Origin of the sequence: Roseburia sp. OM03-7AC (genome assembly GCF_003462625.1) — a bacterium.
Lineage (GTDB): Bacteria > Bacillota > Clostridia > Lachnospirales > Lachnospiraceae > Roseburia_C > Roseburia_C amylophila.
Map to the genome: position 1 here is coordinate 1 of NZ_QTZJ01000003.1, position 15,554 is coordinate 15,554.

Here is a 15,554-nt window from a genome sequence, read left to right on the forward strand (position 1 = left end):
AGATGGATAAATCTTTTACAGAATGGGATTAGCCATCAACACGTTTTGTCCTATAACCCCAGAAATAGACTTTATTTTAAAAACAGCCTGTGATTTTCATGATACATCATGAAAATCACAGGCTGTTTCTGTTTTACAAATATAACCCAAAATCAAAGCAGTACTGCTTACTTTCTTTCTCCGTCTAAGAAACGCATCTCGCCCTCTTCCCCTTCTTCCGGTTTTGAAAAACCAATCATTCTGGCCTTTTCTCCATTTAAAAGACGCAGGCACTGTGGACAAAGTGTTCCAAAGGAAACCGGCTGTCCGCACCGGGAACAATAATTCGACATAATACCTGCTTTATCCTTTTCTTTATATTCAATTCTTCCCTCTTTAATCCACTGCTTTACCATCCGTACCGGAATATCAAAATACTCTGCCACCTGATATTCATTTACATCATTGTTTCGTACAAATTCCCTCACTTTATCAAAAAGAAGCAGTTCCTCACAGGCATAACAGTATTCCCTGTCTGACAAAGGCGGCAATGCCTTTCTGCACATCTTACAATACTTAACTTCTGTCTCCATTTTTCCCATCACCTGCTAACTGTATTTATTCTGTATCCTCTGAAGATATGTCACATATTTTTCTCTCATCTCTGCCGGCTCGATAATCTCAACCTTTTCTCCAAGGCCACAAAGCCAGCCGTAAAACTGTCCGCTGACTGCCACATGAAGTCTTGCTCTAAAATGCATATCATCTGCTTTTCTGACATTTACTTCCTGCCCAAACCGGTCGATCACCACGCCAATCATATCATTTTCACAAAGCAGTGTCACCGTTTCTTCCTCACCGGCAAACATACCAAAAGTTTTCTTTGAATAAGATGCAATATCAAAGGTTTCAAACTGCTTAAGACCTTCCCGCTTCTTTCTGGTCAGTGAAATCTTAAGCATCTTATCCACGCGGAAATGCTTGATAATCTTATCTTCCTCATCATATGCTATAAGATAATAATTCTCATCATCCCAGGAAAGCACCAGCGGACTCACCTCGTAAAATGCTCCGTCCCGTCGAAGCTCCATTTCTTTTTCGATATTCCACGAAAAATACTGGAAACGGATTTTTACATCTCCGGAAATTCCGTTGTAAATCATATCAATGTTATAATAAATATTCTCATTAATGGTCTTATTCCGGTTGGTTACCACTACCTGACGCTGAAGCTGTTTTGCCTCATAGACGCTGACCAGCTTCTCCAACTTATGTATCAGCTCTCTTGATTTCTTCTGTGTAATGAACTTCGATGACTGCACCGCATCCACCAAAAGTTTCAATTCTGCCAGTTCAAAATCACGGCTTCCGATATAATATCCGCCTCGGTACTCCTGTTCCCTTAAAATATCCACACCAAAGTCCTGCAGCATCTCCAAATCCCGATAAATACTTTTGCGTTCTGCCGAAATACCTTTCTGATTCAGATATGCTATAATATCCCTCATCCTGACAGCATGCTTCTCATCCGTCTGTTCATACAGCAGTTCTAATATATATAATATTTTCAGTTTCTGATGCTCTGTTTTTCCCATAGTTCTAGTATAGCATAGGGCAAAACTTTGTGATACCTGTTTTTCAAATTTTCTGACATTTTCTCGTCACTCGCCTAAATTATGTTTTTCATTTTACTGTAAAAAAGGAATTGCCACCCATTCCAATTCATGTTATAATATGCATAAATAAAGATTGAATTACCAAGAGACGAGAGCAAGGTAAAGAAGAGCGAGAGCATCGCTTTTATTTATCTTGCTTTTTTTGTTGCCAGCAGAAAGGAGTTTTATATGTACGATATTGCAGTTATTGGTGCCGGAGTCACCGGCTGTGCCATTGCCAGAGAGTTATCCCGCTATCAGGCAGGCATCTGTGTCATTGAACGGGAAGAGGATGTCTGCTGCGGAACCTCCAAAGCCAACAGTGCCATTATCCACGCCGGATTTGACGCAAAACCGGGCACACTGAAAGCAAAGCTTAATGTAGAAGGAAATGCCATGATGGATACTCTCTCTAAGGATCTGGACATTCCTTTTGTACGAAACGGTTCTCTGGTGGTCTGCACCGATGAACAGGATGCCAGCGAATTGGAACGTCTTTTGGAACAGGGGAAAGAAAACGGAGTCAAAGACTTACGCATTCTTGGCCGCGAAGCCTTACACACCATGGAACCAAATTTAGACGACCATGTCACAAGTGCTCTCTACGCACCCACAGGTGGTATCGTCTGTCCGTTTCATATGACAATTGCCTTCGCAGAAAATGCCGTTGCAAATGGCGTTGAATTCTTTTTAAATACTGCTGTAACTTCTATCACCAGCCTAGAAGATGGATACCTGATTTCCACTGATAAGCAGGATATCACCGCAAAAACTGTTATCAACGCTGCCGGTGTATATGCAGATGTTTTTCACAATATGGTAAGCAGCAAAAAACTTCACATTACCGCCCGGAAAGGCGAATACCAGCTTCTTGATAAATCTGCCGGAGCTCATGTATCCCATACGATTTTCCAGCTACCGGGTAAAATGGGAAAAGGTGTCCTGGTTACTCCTACGGTTCACGGCAATCTTCTCGTTGGTCCGACCGCAGAGGATACCGATAACAAAGAAGGTATCAATACCACCAGAGAAGGACTTGCTTCTCTTTCCGAAAAAGCCTCCCACAGCGTTAAGAATCTTCCGATGCGTCAGGTCATTACTTCTTTTGCAGGACTTCGTGCCCATGAAGATAATGGTGACTTTATCATTGGCGAAGCAGCTGATGCTCCCGGCTTTTTTGATGCCGCTGGTATCGAATCTCCAGGACTTTCCTCTGCACCAGCCATTGGTGTCATGATGGCCAGACTGGTGCAGGATAAGATGCATTTAACCGAAAAAGAAAATTTCATTGCCACCCGCAAAGGAATTTTAAGACCAGAAAAGCTTTCTTTAGAAGAAAGAAATGAACTTATTAAAAAGCAGCCTGCCTATGGAAACATTATCTGCCGCTGTGAAATGATTTCAGAAGGAGAAATTCTCGATGCTATTCACCGCCCGCTGGGTGCCCGCTCTTTAGATGCCATCAAGCGTCGTACCAGAGCAGGCATGGGACGCTGTCAGGCAGGCTTTTGTTCCCCGCGTACCATGGAAATTCTTTCCAGAGAAGTTCCTATGGAAATGACGGACATCAGCAAATGTGGTGGCTCATCGCAGTTTGTCTATGGATATAACAAAGAGATTCAGGAGGAAATGCCATGAAATCATATGATTTAGTAATCGTTGGTGGCGGTCCTGCAGGACTTGCAGCCGCTGTATCCGCAAAAGAAAATGGAATAAATGATATTCTGATTATTGAACGTGACAAAGAGCTTGGCGGCATTTTAAACCAGTGTATCCACAACGGGTTCGGACTTCATACCTTTAAGGAAGAGCTGACCGGGCCGGAATATGCTTTCCGCTTTATTGAAAAAGTACTCGCTCTTGGCATCTCTTACAAATTAAACACTATGGTAATGGATATCTCCCATAAGAAAAAAATAACTGCCATGAACCGGAAAGATGGCATGTTTGAGATTCAGGCAAAAGCAATTATCCTTGCCATGGGCTGCAGGGAGCGAAGCCGTGGTGCCCTTAATATTCCGGGCTATCGTCCGGCAGGTATCTACTCCGCCGGAACGGCACAGCGTCTTGTCAATATGGAAGGCTATATGCCGGGCAGAGAAGTCGTTATCTTAGGCTCCGGTGATATCGGTCTGATTATGGCACGCCGCATGACCTTAGAGGGTGCCAAAGTAAAAGTTGTAGCAGAACTGATGCCTTATTCCGGTGGTCTCAAGCGTAATATTGTTCAATGTCTGAATGACTTTGATATTCCGTTGAAATTAAGCCATACCGTTATTGATATTGAAGGAAAAGAACGTGTCACCGGTGTTACCATTGCAGAAGTCGGCTCCGATGGAAGGCCAATTGCCGGTACAGAAGAATATTATTCCTGCGATACGCTCCTCTTATCCTGTGGTCTGATTCCAGAAAATGAATTAAGCCGCAGTGCCGGTGTCACTTTAAATCCGGTCACCTCCGGTCCTGTTGTAAATGACAGCTTAGAAACCAGTATTTCCGGTGTTTTTGCCTGTGGAAATGTCCTGCATGTCCATGACCTGGTGGATTATGTTTCTGAAGAAGCCGGTATCGCCGGAGCGAATGCTGCACATTATATTTTATCCGGCAACACTGCTGATGCATGTAATACCAGCAGCCAGCATTCCGATGCATCCGTTTCCGAATGCAGCCAGCCATCTGTCGAAATTATTCCAACCGGTGGTGTCCGCTATACCGTTCCAAAATACATCCGGCCGGAGGCTATGGCAGACAAAGTTACTGTCCGGTTCCGCGTGGGACAAATTTATAAAAACTGCGGAATTGCCACTTACTTCGGCAAAGAACGTATCAGCTTCCGGAAACGTCCGGTTATGGCTCCGGGCGAGATGGAATCCGTTGTCCTTACCAGAGAACAACTTACCAACTGCCCCGGTTTAGAGCAGATTACCATTTGTATAGAGGAGGCGTAAGAGGATGGAAAAACGTGAATTAACCTGTATCGGCTGCCCTTTAGGCTGCTCCATTACCGTAACCATGGAAAATGCAGAAATTCTTGATGTTACCGGCAACACCTGCAAACGCGGCGATGCTTATGCCCGTAAGGAAGTTACCCATCCAACCAGAATTGTAACTTCTACCGTCCGGGTATCCGGTGGCACGATTCCGATGGTGTCCTGCAAAACCAAAGAGGATATCCCAAAAGAAAAGATTTTTGCAATTATCAATGCTCTCTGTGGCATCACTGTTCCTGCACCGGTCTCTATCGGAGATATTCTGGTTCAGGACGTTGCAGGCACCGGCGTGGATATTGTTGCCACAAAAAATGTTCCTGCAAAATTATAATCTCATTGTTATCAAATGATTCACATCATTCTGATAAATATTTATTCCAGGGGAATAACTGTTTTGGTGCGCCAGTATCTGATTGAGGGGTCAGATGCTGGCGTATCTGTTTGTTTTTCTTTATGATTTTATAGTTTTCCTTTATCATTTCCGGAAATGACGGTATAATATTTATAAATACGAAAATACGATGCGTAGAAAGGCGGTTTTACTATGCTTTCAAATTGTAAAGATGCTATAGATAATTCTCCGATTATTGCAGCCATCAAGGATATGGCAGGATTGAAAAAATGTCTCACCTGCGATAGTCAGGTTATTTTTATCCTGTTTGGAGACATCTGCAATATTGCAGATATTGTAGATAAGGTCAAAGCTGCAGGGAAAACGGCTATGGTACATATCGATTTAATCAATGGCCTGTCCGGAAAAGAGATTGCTGTGGATTTCATCCGCAAATACACCCACGCCGATGGAATTATCACTACAAAACCAGTCCTTATCAAACGAGCCAGGGAATTAGAGCTTTCCACGATTCTGCGATTCTTCGTCATTGATTCCATGGCTTATGACAGCATTGAAAAGCAGCTTCGTTCTGTAAAACCGGATTATATTGAAATCCTGCCGGCACTGATGCCTAAGGTTGTATCCCGCATATGCCGGCTTTCAAAAGTTCCGGTTATTACCGGCGGACTCATTTCCGATAAAGAAGATGTAGTTTCCATGCTGAATGCCGGAGCAGTCTGCATCTCATCTACGAATCCGGATGTGTGGTTTTTGTAATATGATTTTCAATTAATTTTATACAATTTCTATTTATAACGAATCAGGAGGTTTCCTATGACAGAATCAGAAAAAATGAAGCTGGGACTTTGGTATGATGCCAATTATGACCAGGAATTATCAGAAGAACGTGAGAAAGCCGAAGATTTATATTTCACTTTCAACCATACTGCACCAAAGGAAAAGGAGCTGCGGGAAGATATTCTTAAAAAACTGCTTCCAAAAATGGGGGAACGTGTTACCATTCTCTCCCCATTTTATACCGATTATGGTTATAACTGTAACATTGGCTCTGATTGCTTTATCAATCACAATGCCTATCTGATGGACTGTGCTCCAATCACTCTTGGCAGCCACTGTTTTATCGGTCCAAACTGCGGCATGTATACAGCCGTTCATGCTACCATTGCCGAAGAGCGCAATCTTGGGCTGGAAAAGGCGCTTCCGATTACTATTGGCGATAACGTCTGGTTGGGCGGTGATGTCACCATTCTTCCAGGTGTCACCATTGGTGGAAATACCATTATCGGTGCCGGAAGCGTCGTCACAAAGGACATTCCTTCCAATGTCGTTGCCGCCGGTAATCCATGCCGTGTTCTCCGTCCGATTACAGAGGCCGACCGCATTGCAAAGAAATAATGCATTTCATTATAATTACTTCTTTCTTCAAAATATTCTTCCTTTTTAAGCTACCTTCTTATTCTTCTTATCAACACACCATTTGACAAAAGTGTGGAATCAATGTAGTGGCGAGCAAGCAGGATTTCTCCCTGCTGTTCCACTTCAACATCTTCTTCACAGCAGTTGATGATTACCTCCACATAACAATCCGGAAAATCCACTTTCCGGAACTGGATAACACGCTTGTACTTGGCATAATCATTTGGGAAATGGAAATTGCGGCTTTTTAAAAGTGGTTCCTGCCTGCGCAGGTGAATCAATGTTGCAATAATTTTGCTGCGCTCAGCATATTTTCCAGCCTCAATATCCTTCCAAGGCATACAACGTCTGCAATCCGGATCATAGCTTCCCTCCATTGCAATTTCTGTTCCATAGTAAATGCAAGGACTGCCCGGCATTGCAAATAATACTGCAATCTGTGCAAAATACTCATCCAGATTTTTCACATCCGAGCGGAGCCGCTTTGTATCATGAGAATCCAGAAGATTGAAAAGCACATCATTGGTCTGCTGCATATAGCTTGTATAGCAGCGGTTAATCGTATACTCAAAATCCTCATTGGTCAGGCTTTTATCTATCCAGAAATCCTTAATACTTTGTCCCAGTGGATAATTCATAACGGCATCAAATTCATCCCCGCGAAGCCACGGAAGTGCATTGTGCCAGATTTCTCCTAAAATATAAATGTCCGGGTTAATTTCCTTTACTCTGGCATGCAGCTCCTTACAGAATCGATGAGATACCTCATTTGCCACATCCAGACGGATTCCGTCAATACCATAATGCTCCACCCAGTTTGCACAGATGTCTACAAAATATTTTCTGACCTCCGGATTATTGGTATTGATTTTCGGCATTCCATCATAAAAGGCAAAGGTATAAATCTGTTTTTTCTTTGCTGCCTTTCCTTTCCGGTCAAACGGCCATTCATTAATCATAAACCAGTCATAATATTCTGACTCCGGACCCTTTTCCAGAACATCCTGCCATGGTGCAAAATAATATCCGCAATGATTAAACACGCCATCTAACATTACACGGATGCCACGTTTATGTGCTTCTTCCACCAGATGAATCAATGTCTCTTCATCTCCGAACCGTGGGTCTATCTTTGTATAATCCGTCGTATCATACTTATGGTTGGATGGTGACTCATTGATTGGTGTCAGGTATAATCCATTGATTCCAAGATTCTGCAGGTAATCCAGCTTACTTGTGATTCCAGCCAGATCTCCGCCAAAACATTCCTCATTTTTTACTCTGCCATGCTCACGCCACGGCACTACATCCTCCGGGTCAATAGAATGGTCTCCATTACAGAAACGGTCCGGGAAAATCTGATACCATACGGTATCATTTACCCAGGCAGGTGTCCGTGGCACATCGCACGGATTCATCCACGGAAATACAAAACACTGGCGGCTTCTGCCTTCCAGATGCATCTGCTCATCACTGACAAATCCATCCTCAAAATAGAACCAGCTTTCATTTTCTGTCTGTAACTTAAAATAATATTTCAGACGTTTATACTCCGGTCGGACGGTTGTTGTCCACCAAATCTGATTTTTCAGACGCTTCTTATAAATGATTGCCTCTTCCGTTCCATCCCAATGCTCTCCGCCACCTAAGATACCAGCAGCAAATGGGTCTCCTGATATGATGGATACCGATTGCACATCATATCCCGTCTTAATATTAATAATTAACTCATCTTCATTCAACGGATAACAATAATTGTCACTCGCCTGATGATAAACTGCATTAAAATCCATTTGTTTCCTCTTTCTCTTTGCGATGTATTTGTCTTTAAATTATAACATATTTCTTTTCATTTCTCTTTATCATTTTTTTCAAATACAGGTATAATAGTTACAAAGATTCAGAAAGGCGGTTATATTATGCTTTCCAACTGTAGAGACGCTATGGATAATTCACCGATTATTGCGGCGATTAAAGATATGACAGGATTAGAAAAATGTCTGACCTGTGACAGCCAGGTTATTTTTATTCTGTTTGGAGATATCTGCAATATTTCAGATATTGTAGACAAAGTGAAATCTGCCGGAAAAACCGCTATGGTACACATTGATTTAATTAATGGTCTTTCCGGGAAAGAGATTGCCGTGGATTTCATTCAGAAATTTACCCGGGCTGACGGTATTATCACTACCAAACCAGCCCTTATTAAACGAGCCAGGGAATTAGAACTTTCCACGATTCTGCGTTTCTTTGTCATCGATTCCATGGCTTACAGCAGCATCGAAAAGCAGCTTCGCTCTGTTAAACCGGATTACATCGAAATCCTGCCGGCACTGATGCCTAAGGTTGTATCCCGCATATGCCGGATTTCCAAAGTCCCTGTTATTACCGGCGGACTCATTTCCGATAAAGAAGACGTTGTCTCCATGCTGAATGCCGGAGCTGTCTGCATCTCTTCCACCAATCCGGATGTGTGGTTTCTGTAAACTACGACTGAAACCGGAGATTTATTCTTTCTATATTAAATTAGTTCGCTTCCAATACTTTTTTATTCTATATATGTGCAAAGATGTTGACTATTCAACTTTTAACTGTTATGCTTTTATATGTTGAGTATGCAACATTTTTTTATGTAAATAACGGAAAATAATACACTTTTCCGTAGCTTTATGGAGGCAGCTATGATTGAACGATTTGAAACCTTTACCACCAATATTGCATCGCTTTACAAAAACATTGTAAAAATAAAGAAATATGAGATGAACAAAATTGGTCTTAAAGGCACTCATGTTACATGCATGAATTTTCTAAACAATTCTCCGGAAGGTCTTACTGCCGCTGAAATCTGTGTTCTCGCCAAAGAAAACAAGGCTGGTATTTCCAGGGCACTTGCCGACCTCCTAGAACAGGGGCTGGTAGAATATGTCAACGCAGAAGATACGTCCGACAAGCGGAAATACCGCGCCAAGGTCATCCTGACACCCAAAGGGATTGCTTATGCCCAAAAAGTAAATGCCGCAATCAACAATGCGGTATCTTTTGGCGGCTCAGATCTTTCCGATGAAACCCGGGCTGTTTTTTATTCTGCATTAAAAACAATTTCCGCAAACTTAGAACAATATTGTAATGAATTAGAAAGGAATGATGATCATGAATAAATGTAAAGCTGCATATTGCAGAATTTTTCAGAAATGTTTTAAAATTGCAATCCCTTTTTTGCCTTACAGACATCCGGAAGTTTTTTACAGCACTTCCAAACTGACCGGGCTTTTTGAAGAAAAAGGCATTGATACTATATTAATCATTACAGATGCCGGTATCCGCAAATTTGGTCTTTTAGACCGGATGCTTATGCATTTTGACCACCATAACATCCATTATTTTATCTATGATAAGACGGTCGCTAATCCAACTACAACAAATGTAGAAGAAGCAAGAGAGCTTTATCTTGAAAAACACTGTGATGCTATCATTGGTTTTGGTGGTGGCTCCAGTATCGACTGTGCCAAGGCCGTCGGTGCAAGAATCGCAAAACCTAAGCAGTCTTTATCCAAAATGAAAGGTATCTTAAAAGTGCATAAAAAACTGCCTTTATTGGTTGCGATTCCGACAACTGCAGGAACCGGAAGCGAAACCACTCTCGCTGCTGTTATCACAGATGCCCAGACAAGACACAAATATGCCATCAATGATTTTCCTTTAATTCCTGCATATGCTGTATTAGACCCGAAAGTAACCATAAGTCTTCCGCCATCTCTTACCGCCACCACCGGTATGGATGCCTTAACCCACGCCGTAGAAGCTTATATTGGCGGTTCTACTACAAGGCATACCAGAAAATATGCTAAAAAAGCAACTAAATTAATTTTTGACAATATCTACAAAGCATATGACGACGGTCAGAATATAGAAGCAAGAAAAGAAATGTTGAAAGCCTCTTTCTTTGCCGGATGTGCTTTTACCAAATCCTATGTCGGCTATGTCCATGCCGTAGCCCACTCCCTTGGCGGCAAATACAATATTCCACACGGACTTGCCAATGCGACAATACTTCCGATGGTATTAGAAGATTATGGTTCTACCATTTACAAAAAGCTTTACCAACTTGCTGTTTATGCAGGTATTGCTGACGAATCCGATGATTATGAAGTAGCTGCTGATAAATTTATCTCTGCCATCAAAGACATGAAAAAATATTTCCAGATTGGTGATACTTTTTCCGAGATTCAAAAAGAAGATATTCCGGAGCTTTCCAGATATGCCGATAAAGAAGCAAACCCGCTTTATCCGGTTCCAGTTCTGATGAATGCAAAAGAGCTCGAAAAATACTATTATATGCTTATGCCAGAGGAGGAAAAATAATGACTGAAGCTGAAATAACAGAACTTGTTTCTACGCAGCGCAATTATTTTAAAACCGGTAAAACATTATCTGTTGCTTACCGGATTGCCGCTTTAAAAAAGCTGAAAAATACTATTTTAAACCATGAAAATGAAATTTTGGCAGCGCTTAAGGCTGACCTTGGAAAATCAGCCCACGAAAGCTATATGTGCGAAGCCGGACTGGCTTTAAGCGAACTTACCTATATGATAAAGCACACCAGAAAATTTGCCAGAGAAAAAAACGTTCATACGCCCCTTGCACAATTTCATTCCAGAAGCTACAAAAAACCGTCTCCATATGGTGTTGTACTGATTATGAGCCCCTGGAATTATCCTTTCCTGTTAACCATTGACCCATTAATCGATGCAATTGCCGCAGGAAATACTGTCATTTTAAAGCCAAGCGCCTACTCGCCTAACACAAGTGCCATCATCACATCTCTGATAAAAGAATGTTTTGAAGAGAAATATGTAGCAGTTGTAACCGGTGGCCGGGCAGAAAATACGGCTCTTTTGCAGTCGCACTTTGACTATATATTCTTTACTGGAAGTCAGGCGGTCGGCAAAACTGTCTTAGAGCATGCAGCTTCCCACCTTACTCCGGTAACACTTGAGCTTGGTGGAAAAAGTCCCTGCATCGTTGCAGCAGATGCCAACCTGAAATTAGCTGCCAGACGAATCGTATTTGGGAAATATCTCAACTGCGGCCAGACCTGTGTGGCACCGGATTATGTATATTGCGATGAGCAGATCAAAGATTCTTTGCTCTTAGAAATAAAAAAAGAAATCATCCGGCAATATGGGGAATCTCCTCTTGATAATTCCGATTATGGCAAAATCATCAACGAAAAGCATTTTCATCGCATCAATGGGCTAATTGATTCTTCAAAAGTAATTTATGGCGGTAATTCCAACGAAGAAACGCTGCAGATTGAGCCAACCGTCATGGATCATGTGACTTTTGAAGATGCCGTCATGTCAGAAGAAATCTTCGGTCCGGTTATGCCTGTATTAACTTTTTCACATATGAGTGAAGCTACCGGCAAAATTAATTCCATGGCTCATCCTCTTGCACTCTATATCTTTACTTCAAGCAAAAAGACTGCAGACGAAGTCATTTCCCATACTGGTTTCGGTGGTGGCTGTATCAACGATACCATCATTCATCTTGCCACAACAGAAATGGGCTTTGGCGGCTTCGGTGAAAGTGGCATGGGTTCTTATCATGGTAAAACCGGATTTGATACCTTTTCCCATTACAAAAGCATCGTTGATAAAAAAACCTGGATTGATCTGCCTATGAGATACCAGCCATATACTTCTCTTCATGACAGGCTTATCCGGTTCTTTCTGAAATAACCGGAAGATATTTCGGGTATTTTCCAGAGAAATTGTCTAATGGCTGAATGCACGCTCTATTACCTGAATGCTCGGGCTATCGGCTAAGCTCTAAGCTATTTGTCTACATGCACGCTCTATTGGCTGGCAGGGAGCTTTAAAAGCGCCCTGCTTGTTTATATATCTATTGTAAATATCTGTCTATCATCTCTTCTATAATTTTAAAATCCAGCACATTCTGCTGAGTTTCAAATGTAAGTATCAAATTTTCACCCGGATATATTCCGTTCTTTTCATAAGATTCAATCTTTCTTATTGCTGCTCTTGCATATTCAGGGTTATCCATCATGCCCTCATGTTCCCAATAAATTTCCTTTCGCTTTTTTCTGGAAAAGAATGTAAAATCCGGATAAACAATCCCATATCCTTTTAAATATAATGGTTTTTCATATCTATATAAGATTTCTTTTCTATAAAAGAAGTCTGCCAGCATTTTTTCTGTTTTTGATCTCACACGTTCCTCTTTTTCCGTAATAATAACCGGCACTCCCTCCTGAAATTCTTTTCCCTTGTATTCTCTCCTATACCATTCCATTTCCAATTGCTCCTCTGTTGGTTCCACCGGAATCACGAATGCTTTTCGGGCAGGATGCTCCTTCTTATATACTTCTTCAATTTCATTATCATGATATGTCCCAACCAGCGATTTCATTTGTTGCATCCGTTTTTCTGCTATTCTCAATACTTTTTCATCATATGATTTTTGAGCTAATTTTCTCACTAAATCCATCTCGGATTTTTGAAGAAATTTTTGGCATTTCATATCATTCTCTTTTTTCACATGATAAAACTGAGTATAATTATGAGACTTTGATACCCTGAGCGTTCCCTCTGGCATATCTGCCAATTCTTTTCTCAGCTTTCCAGCAATCTTCTCCAATCTCAAGTATTCCTCTATCAATAATTTTCTTAACCCCTTCATGCATTTCCTCCACTTCTTATTAATTGCAATAAATAACTCTACTTTTCCATTCTATTACAGTTGTTTTTTCTCCCCTCTCATTTTTAGCTGTAACTAAATCACCCCTTCTACAGCTTTTTCTCCGACTCTCCCAAATTCAGCTGTAACTTTTCACCCTTTTCTACAGCTTTTTTCCCGAAATGTTCATTTTGTGCTGTAACTATGCCTTCTCCTCTACAGCTTTTTCTCGAATCTCTCATTTTCGGCTGTAACTATATCTTCCCGTCTACAGCTTTTTCCCTAAATCTCTCATCCTGTGCTGTAACTATGCCTTCTTTTCTACAGCACTTTTCTCGAATCTCTCATTTTGTGCTGCAATAGTCGCCAGTAGCAGCTTGTAAATGTAATCATATTCTGATTATGATAATGCTTATCATTAAATTGTAACGGTAATCTGAAATTATATAATCTTAATTTCTGTTAAAATAATGCTATTTATAAGACTATTTCTATATATTGGAAAATGTGTACCCGACCTGGTACTTAGATAAAAATCCCGGAAGCCCAAAGCTTCCGGGAATATTGTTTGAATGTTTTGAATATAATTCGGAAACGACTAACGTTTGCTGAACTGTGGAGCACGACGTGCAGCTTTGAGACCGTATTTCTTTCTTTCTTTCATACGTGGGTCTCTTGTTAAGAATCCGTTAGATTTCAGAACTGGTCTGTAATCTGCATCAACGGTAAGTAATGCTCTTGCAATACCATGACGGATTGCTCCAGCCTGTCCTGTGTATCCGCCACCTTTTACGTTTACTAATACGTCGAACTTGTCGGCTGTCTCAGTAACTGTTAATGGCTGACGAACGATAACTTTCAAAGTCTCTAATCCGAAATATTCATCGATATCTCTTTTATTTACTGTAATCTTACCTGTTCCTGGTACTAAATATACTCTGGCAACAGAGGATTTTCTTCTTCCTGTTCCGTAATACTTTGTATTAGCCAATGTTTTTTACCTCCTATTAAAATGTTAAAGCTTCTGGTTTCTGAGCTTCATGCTTGTGGTCTGGTCCTGCGTATACAAATAATTTAGTATACATTTCTCTTCCTAAAGGTCCCTTTGGAAGCATTCCCTTAACAGCGAACTCAATAACTCTTTCTGGATGCTTTGCTAACATTTCCTTTAATGTAGTCTCTTTCATACCGCCTACATAATCGGAATGATGGTAATAAATCTTCTGGTCTAATTTCTTACCAGTTACTTTAATCTTCTCTGCATTTACAACGATTACATAATCACCTGTATCGATGTGTGGTGTAAATGTTGGTTTATTCTTTCCTCTTAATACTTTAGCAACTTCTGATGCTAAACGTCCTAATGTCTTTCCATCAGCGTCTACTACATACCATTTTCTCTCAATGGTTGCTGGACTAGCCATAAAAGTTTTCATTGGTTTACCTCCTTGAAATTATAAGGAACATATACATTCTGCGTAATGTCCGGACGCAGTCCGCTTTGCGTTCCACACTATTGTTTCTATAGTTGAAATGTCGCTCCGGGGCTTTGGATTGACATTCTTGTACTATGTCAGACTTAGATATTATAGTACACGACCCCTCGTGTGTCAAGTAAATTCTATACAAATATTTACCACAACATTCGCCATATACCATTTATCTAATTATCATAAATATTCGATTCCAATCATCGTTAATCCCTGCGCCGGTGCCGTTGGTCCTGCAGTACTTCTTTCCTTTGCCGCAAGAATTGTTTTTATCTCTTCCGGCTCTATCATTCCCATGCCTGCCTGAAGCAGGGTTCCGGCAATAATCCGGACCATATTATAAAGAAATCCATTTCCGGTAACACGGATTGTAATGATATCCTCCTGCCTGCTTACCGTCAGCTCATAAATGGTACGAACCGTTGTTTCAACCACTGCCGCTGTAGCACAGAAGCTTTTAAAATCATGTTCTCCCCTTAAATATTCTGCCGCCTGCTGCATCTTCTCTAAATCCAGCTTGCGGTAACAGAAATATGTGTTATTCCGATACATCGGAAGCGGAAACTCCCGGTTTAAAATCCGGTATTCATAGGTTTTCCGGCTGTCACAGTGTCTCGGATGAAAATCAGCTGGTACTTCCTCTGATTTCTGCACTACAATGTCTTCTGGAAGCCGCTGGTTCAGGGCATAAGAAATCTTTTCTGCCGGAATGCGGCTTTTTGTATCAAATACTGCTACATTTCCCATGGAATGTACGCCCGCATCCGTCCGGGATGCTCCGGTCACAATAATCTTTTCCCCTAAGAGACTGCTTAAGGTGCGGTTTAGCACGCCTTCTATTGTCTCTCCGTTGGGCTGCACCTGCCAGCCGTGATAATTCGTACCGTCATAGGCTACAATTAGCTTCACCCGTTTCAATCGGTTTGGGGCAGATGGAGTTTTCTGCTCTTCTACCTCTTCTATGTTCACA

The 15,554-nt window shown here is 41.3% G+C and carries 16 protein-coding genes; 9 read left to right on the top strand and 7 right to left on the bottom strand.

Going from position 1 to position 15,554, the window contains the following annotated elements; translation table 11 throughout:
* Positions 1 to 167: 167 nt before the first annotated feature.
* Entirely contained in the window at positions 168 to 572 is a 405-nt protein-coding gene (locus DXB39_RS08015; protein WP_022243589.1) for a hypothetical protein, read from the bottom strand.
* 15 nt (positions 573 to 587) lie between these two features.
* Positions 588 to 1,574 carry a helix-turn-helix transcriptional regulator gene (locus tag DXB39_RS08020; protein WP_117841662.1) on the bottom strand — a complete coding sequence of 329 codons (987 nt, stop codon included), beginning with the start codon at positions 1,572 to 1,574 and terminating at the stop codon, positions 588 to 590.
* Positions 1,575 to 1,823: 249 nt separating this feature from the next.
* Here DXB39_RS08020 and DXB39_RS08025 point away from each other — a divergent pair, with 249 nt between their 5' ends.
* From DXB39_RS08025 to DXB39_RS08045, 5 genes are all read left to right on the top strand, one after another.
* Positions 1,824 to 3,272 carry an NAD(P)/FAD-dependent oxidoreductase gene (locus tag DXB39_RS08025; RefSeq protein WP_117841661.1) on the top strand — a complete coding sequence of 483 codons (1,449 nt, stop codon included), beginning with the start codon at positions 1,824 to 1,826 and terminating at the stop codon, positions 3,270 to 3,272.
* Entirely contained in the window at positions 3,269 to 4,582 is a 1,314-nt protein-coding gene (locus DXB39_RS08030) for an NAD(P)/FAD-dependent oxidoreductase (protein WP_117841660.1), read from the top strand. The genes DXB39_RS08025 and DXB39_RS08030 overlap by 4 nt, the downstream gene beginning before the upstream one ends.
* Positions 4,583 to 4,586: 4 nt before the next feature.
* Positions 4,587 to 4,955, top strand: a complete 369-nt coding sequence (locus DXB39_RS08035; RefSeq protein WP_117696644.1) for a DUF1667 domain-containing protein — start codon at positions 4,587 to 4,589, stop codon at positions 4,953 to 4,955.
* Between the two features lie 213 nt (positions 4,956 to 5,168).
* Positions 5,169 to 5,735, top strand: coding sequence for a glycerol-3-phosphate responsive antiterminator (locus tag DXB39_RS08040; RefSeq protein WP_117841659.1), 567 nt, complete (start codon positions 5,169 to 5,171; stop codon positions 5,733 to 5,735).
* 57 nt (positions 5,736 to 5,792) lie between these two features.
* Positions 5,793 to 6,374, top strand: coding sequence for a sugar O-acetyltransferase (locus DXB39_RS08045; RefSeq protein ID WP_117841658.1), 582 nt, complete (start codon positions 5,793 to 5,795; stop codon positions 6,372 to 6,374).
* 50 nt (positions 6,375 to 6,424) lie between these two features.
* Here DXB39_RS08045 and DXB39_RS08050 read toward each other — a convergent pair whose 3' ends face one another.
* Complete coding sequence (locus DXB39_RS08050) at positions 6,425 to 8,188, bottom strand: glycoside hydrolase family 13 protein (protein ID WP_117841657.1); 1,764 nt, start codon at positions 8,186 to 8,188, stop codon at positions 6,425 to 6,427.
* 126 nt (positions 8,189 to 8,314) lie between these two features.
* Here DXB39_RS08050 and DXB39_RS08055 point away from each other — a divergent pair, with 126 nt between their 5' ends.
* The 4 genes from DXB39_RS08055 to DXB39_RS08070 all read left to right on the top strand — a co-directional run bounded on the left by DXB39_RS08055 (position 8,315) and on the right by DXB39_RS08070 (position 12,136).
* The gene (locus DXB39_RS08055; RefSeq protein WP_117841656.1) at positions 8,315 to 8,881 is read left to right on the top strand and encodes a glycerol-3-phosphate responsive antiterminator; all 567 of its coding nucleotides are present in this window, start codon (positions 8,315 to 8,317) and stop codon (positions 8,879 to 8,881) included.
* Positions 8,882 to 9,076: 195 nt separating this feature from the next.
* On the top strand, positions 9,077 to 9,553 hold the full coding sequence (locus DXB39_RS08060) for a MarR family winged helix-turn-helix transcriptional regulator (RefSeq protein WP_158565980.1): 477 nt from the start codon (positions 9,077 to 9,079) through the stop codon (positions 9,551 to 9,553).
* Complete coding sequence (locus DXB39_RS08065) at positions 9,546 to 10,757, top strand: iron-containing alcohol dehydrogenase (RefSeq protein ID WP_117841654.1); 1,212 nt, start codon at positions 9,546 to 9,548, stop codon at positions 10,755 to 10,757. The genes DXB39_RS08060 and DXB39_RS08065 overlap by 8 nt, the downstream gene beginning before the upstream one ends.
* On the top strand, positions 10,757 to 12,136 hold the full coding sequence (locus DXB39_RS08070) for an aldehyde dehydrogenase (RefSeq protein WP_117841653.1): 1,380 nt from the start codon (positions 10,757 to 10,759) through the stop codon (positions 12,134 to 12,136). The genes DXB39_RS08065 and DXB39_RS08070 overlap by 1 nt, the downstream gene beginning before the upstream one ends.
* A 163-nt stretch (positions 12,137 to 12,299) precedes the next feature.
* On the opposite strand, the gene DXB39_RS08075 is transcribed toward DXB39_RS08070, so the two are convergent.
* The 4 genes from DXB39_RS08075 to truA all read right to left on the bottom strand — a co-directional run bounded on the left by DXB39_RS08075 (position 12,300) and on the right by truA (position 15,502).
* Positions 12,300 to 13,097 carry a hypothetical protein gene (locus DXB39_RS08075; RefSeq protein WP_117841652.1) on the bottom strand — a complete coding sequence of 266 codons (798 nt, stop codon included), beginning with the start codon at positions 13,095 to 13,097 and terminating at the stop codon, positions 12,300 to 12,302.
* 595 nt (positions 13,098 to 13,692) lie between these two features.
* Positions 13,693 to 14,085 (bottom strand): 30S ribosomal protein S9, encoded by a 393-nt coding sequence (gene rpsI, locus DXB39_RS08080; protein WP_022242745.1) that lies wholly within the window; start codon positions 14,083 to 14,085, stop codon positions 13,693 to 13,695.
* A gap of 16 nt (positions 14,086 to 14,101) precedes the next feature.
* Complete coding sequence (gene rplM / locus DXB39_RS08085; RefSeq protein WP_022242744.1) at positions 14,102 to 14,530, bottom strand: 50S ribosomal protein L13; 429 nt, start codon at positions 14,528 to 14,530, stop codon at positions 14,102 to 14,104.
* Between the two features lie 234 nt (positions 14,531 to 14,764).
* On the bottom strand, positions 14,765 to 15,502 hold the full coding sequence (gene truA, locus DXB39_RS08090; protein ID WP_117841674.1) for a tRNA pseudouridine(38-40) synthase TruA: 738 nt from the start codon (positions 15,500 to 15,502) through the stop codon (positions 14,765 to 14,767).
* Positions 15,503 to 15,554 lie beyond the last annotated feature (52 nt).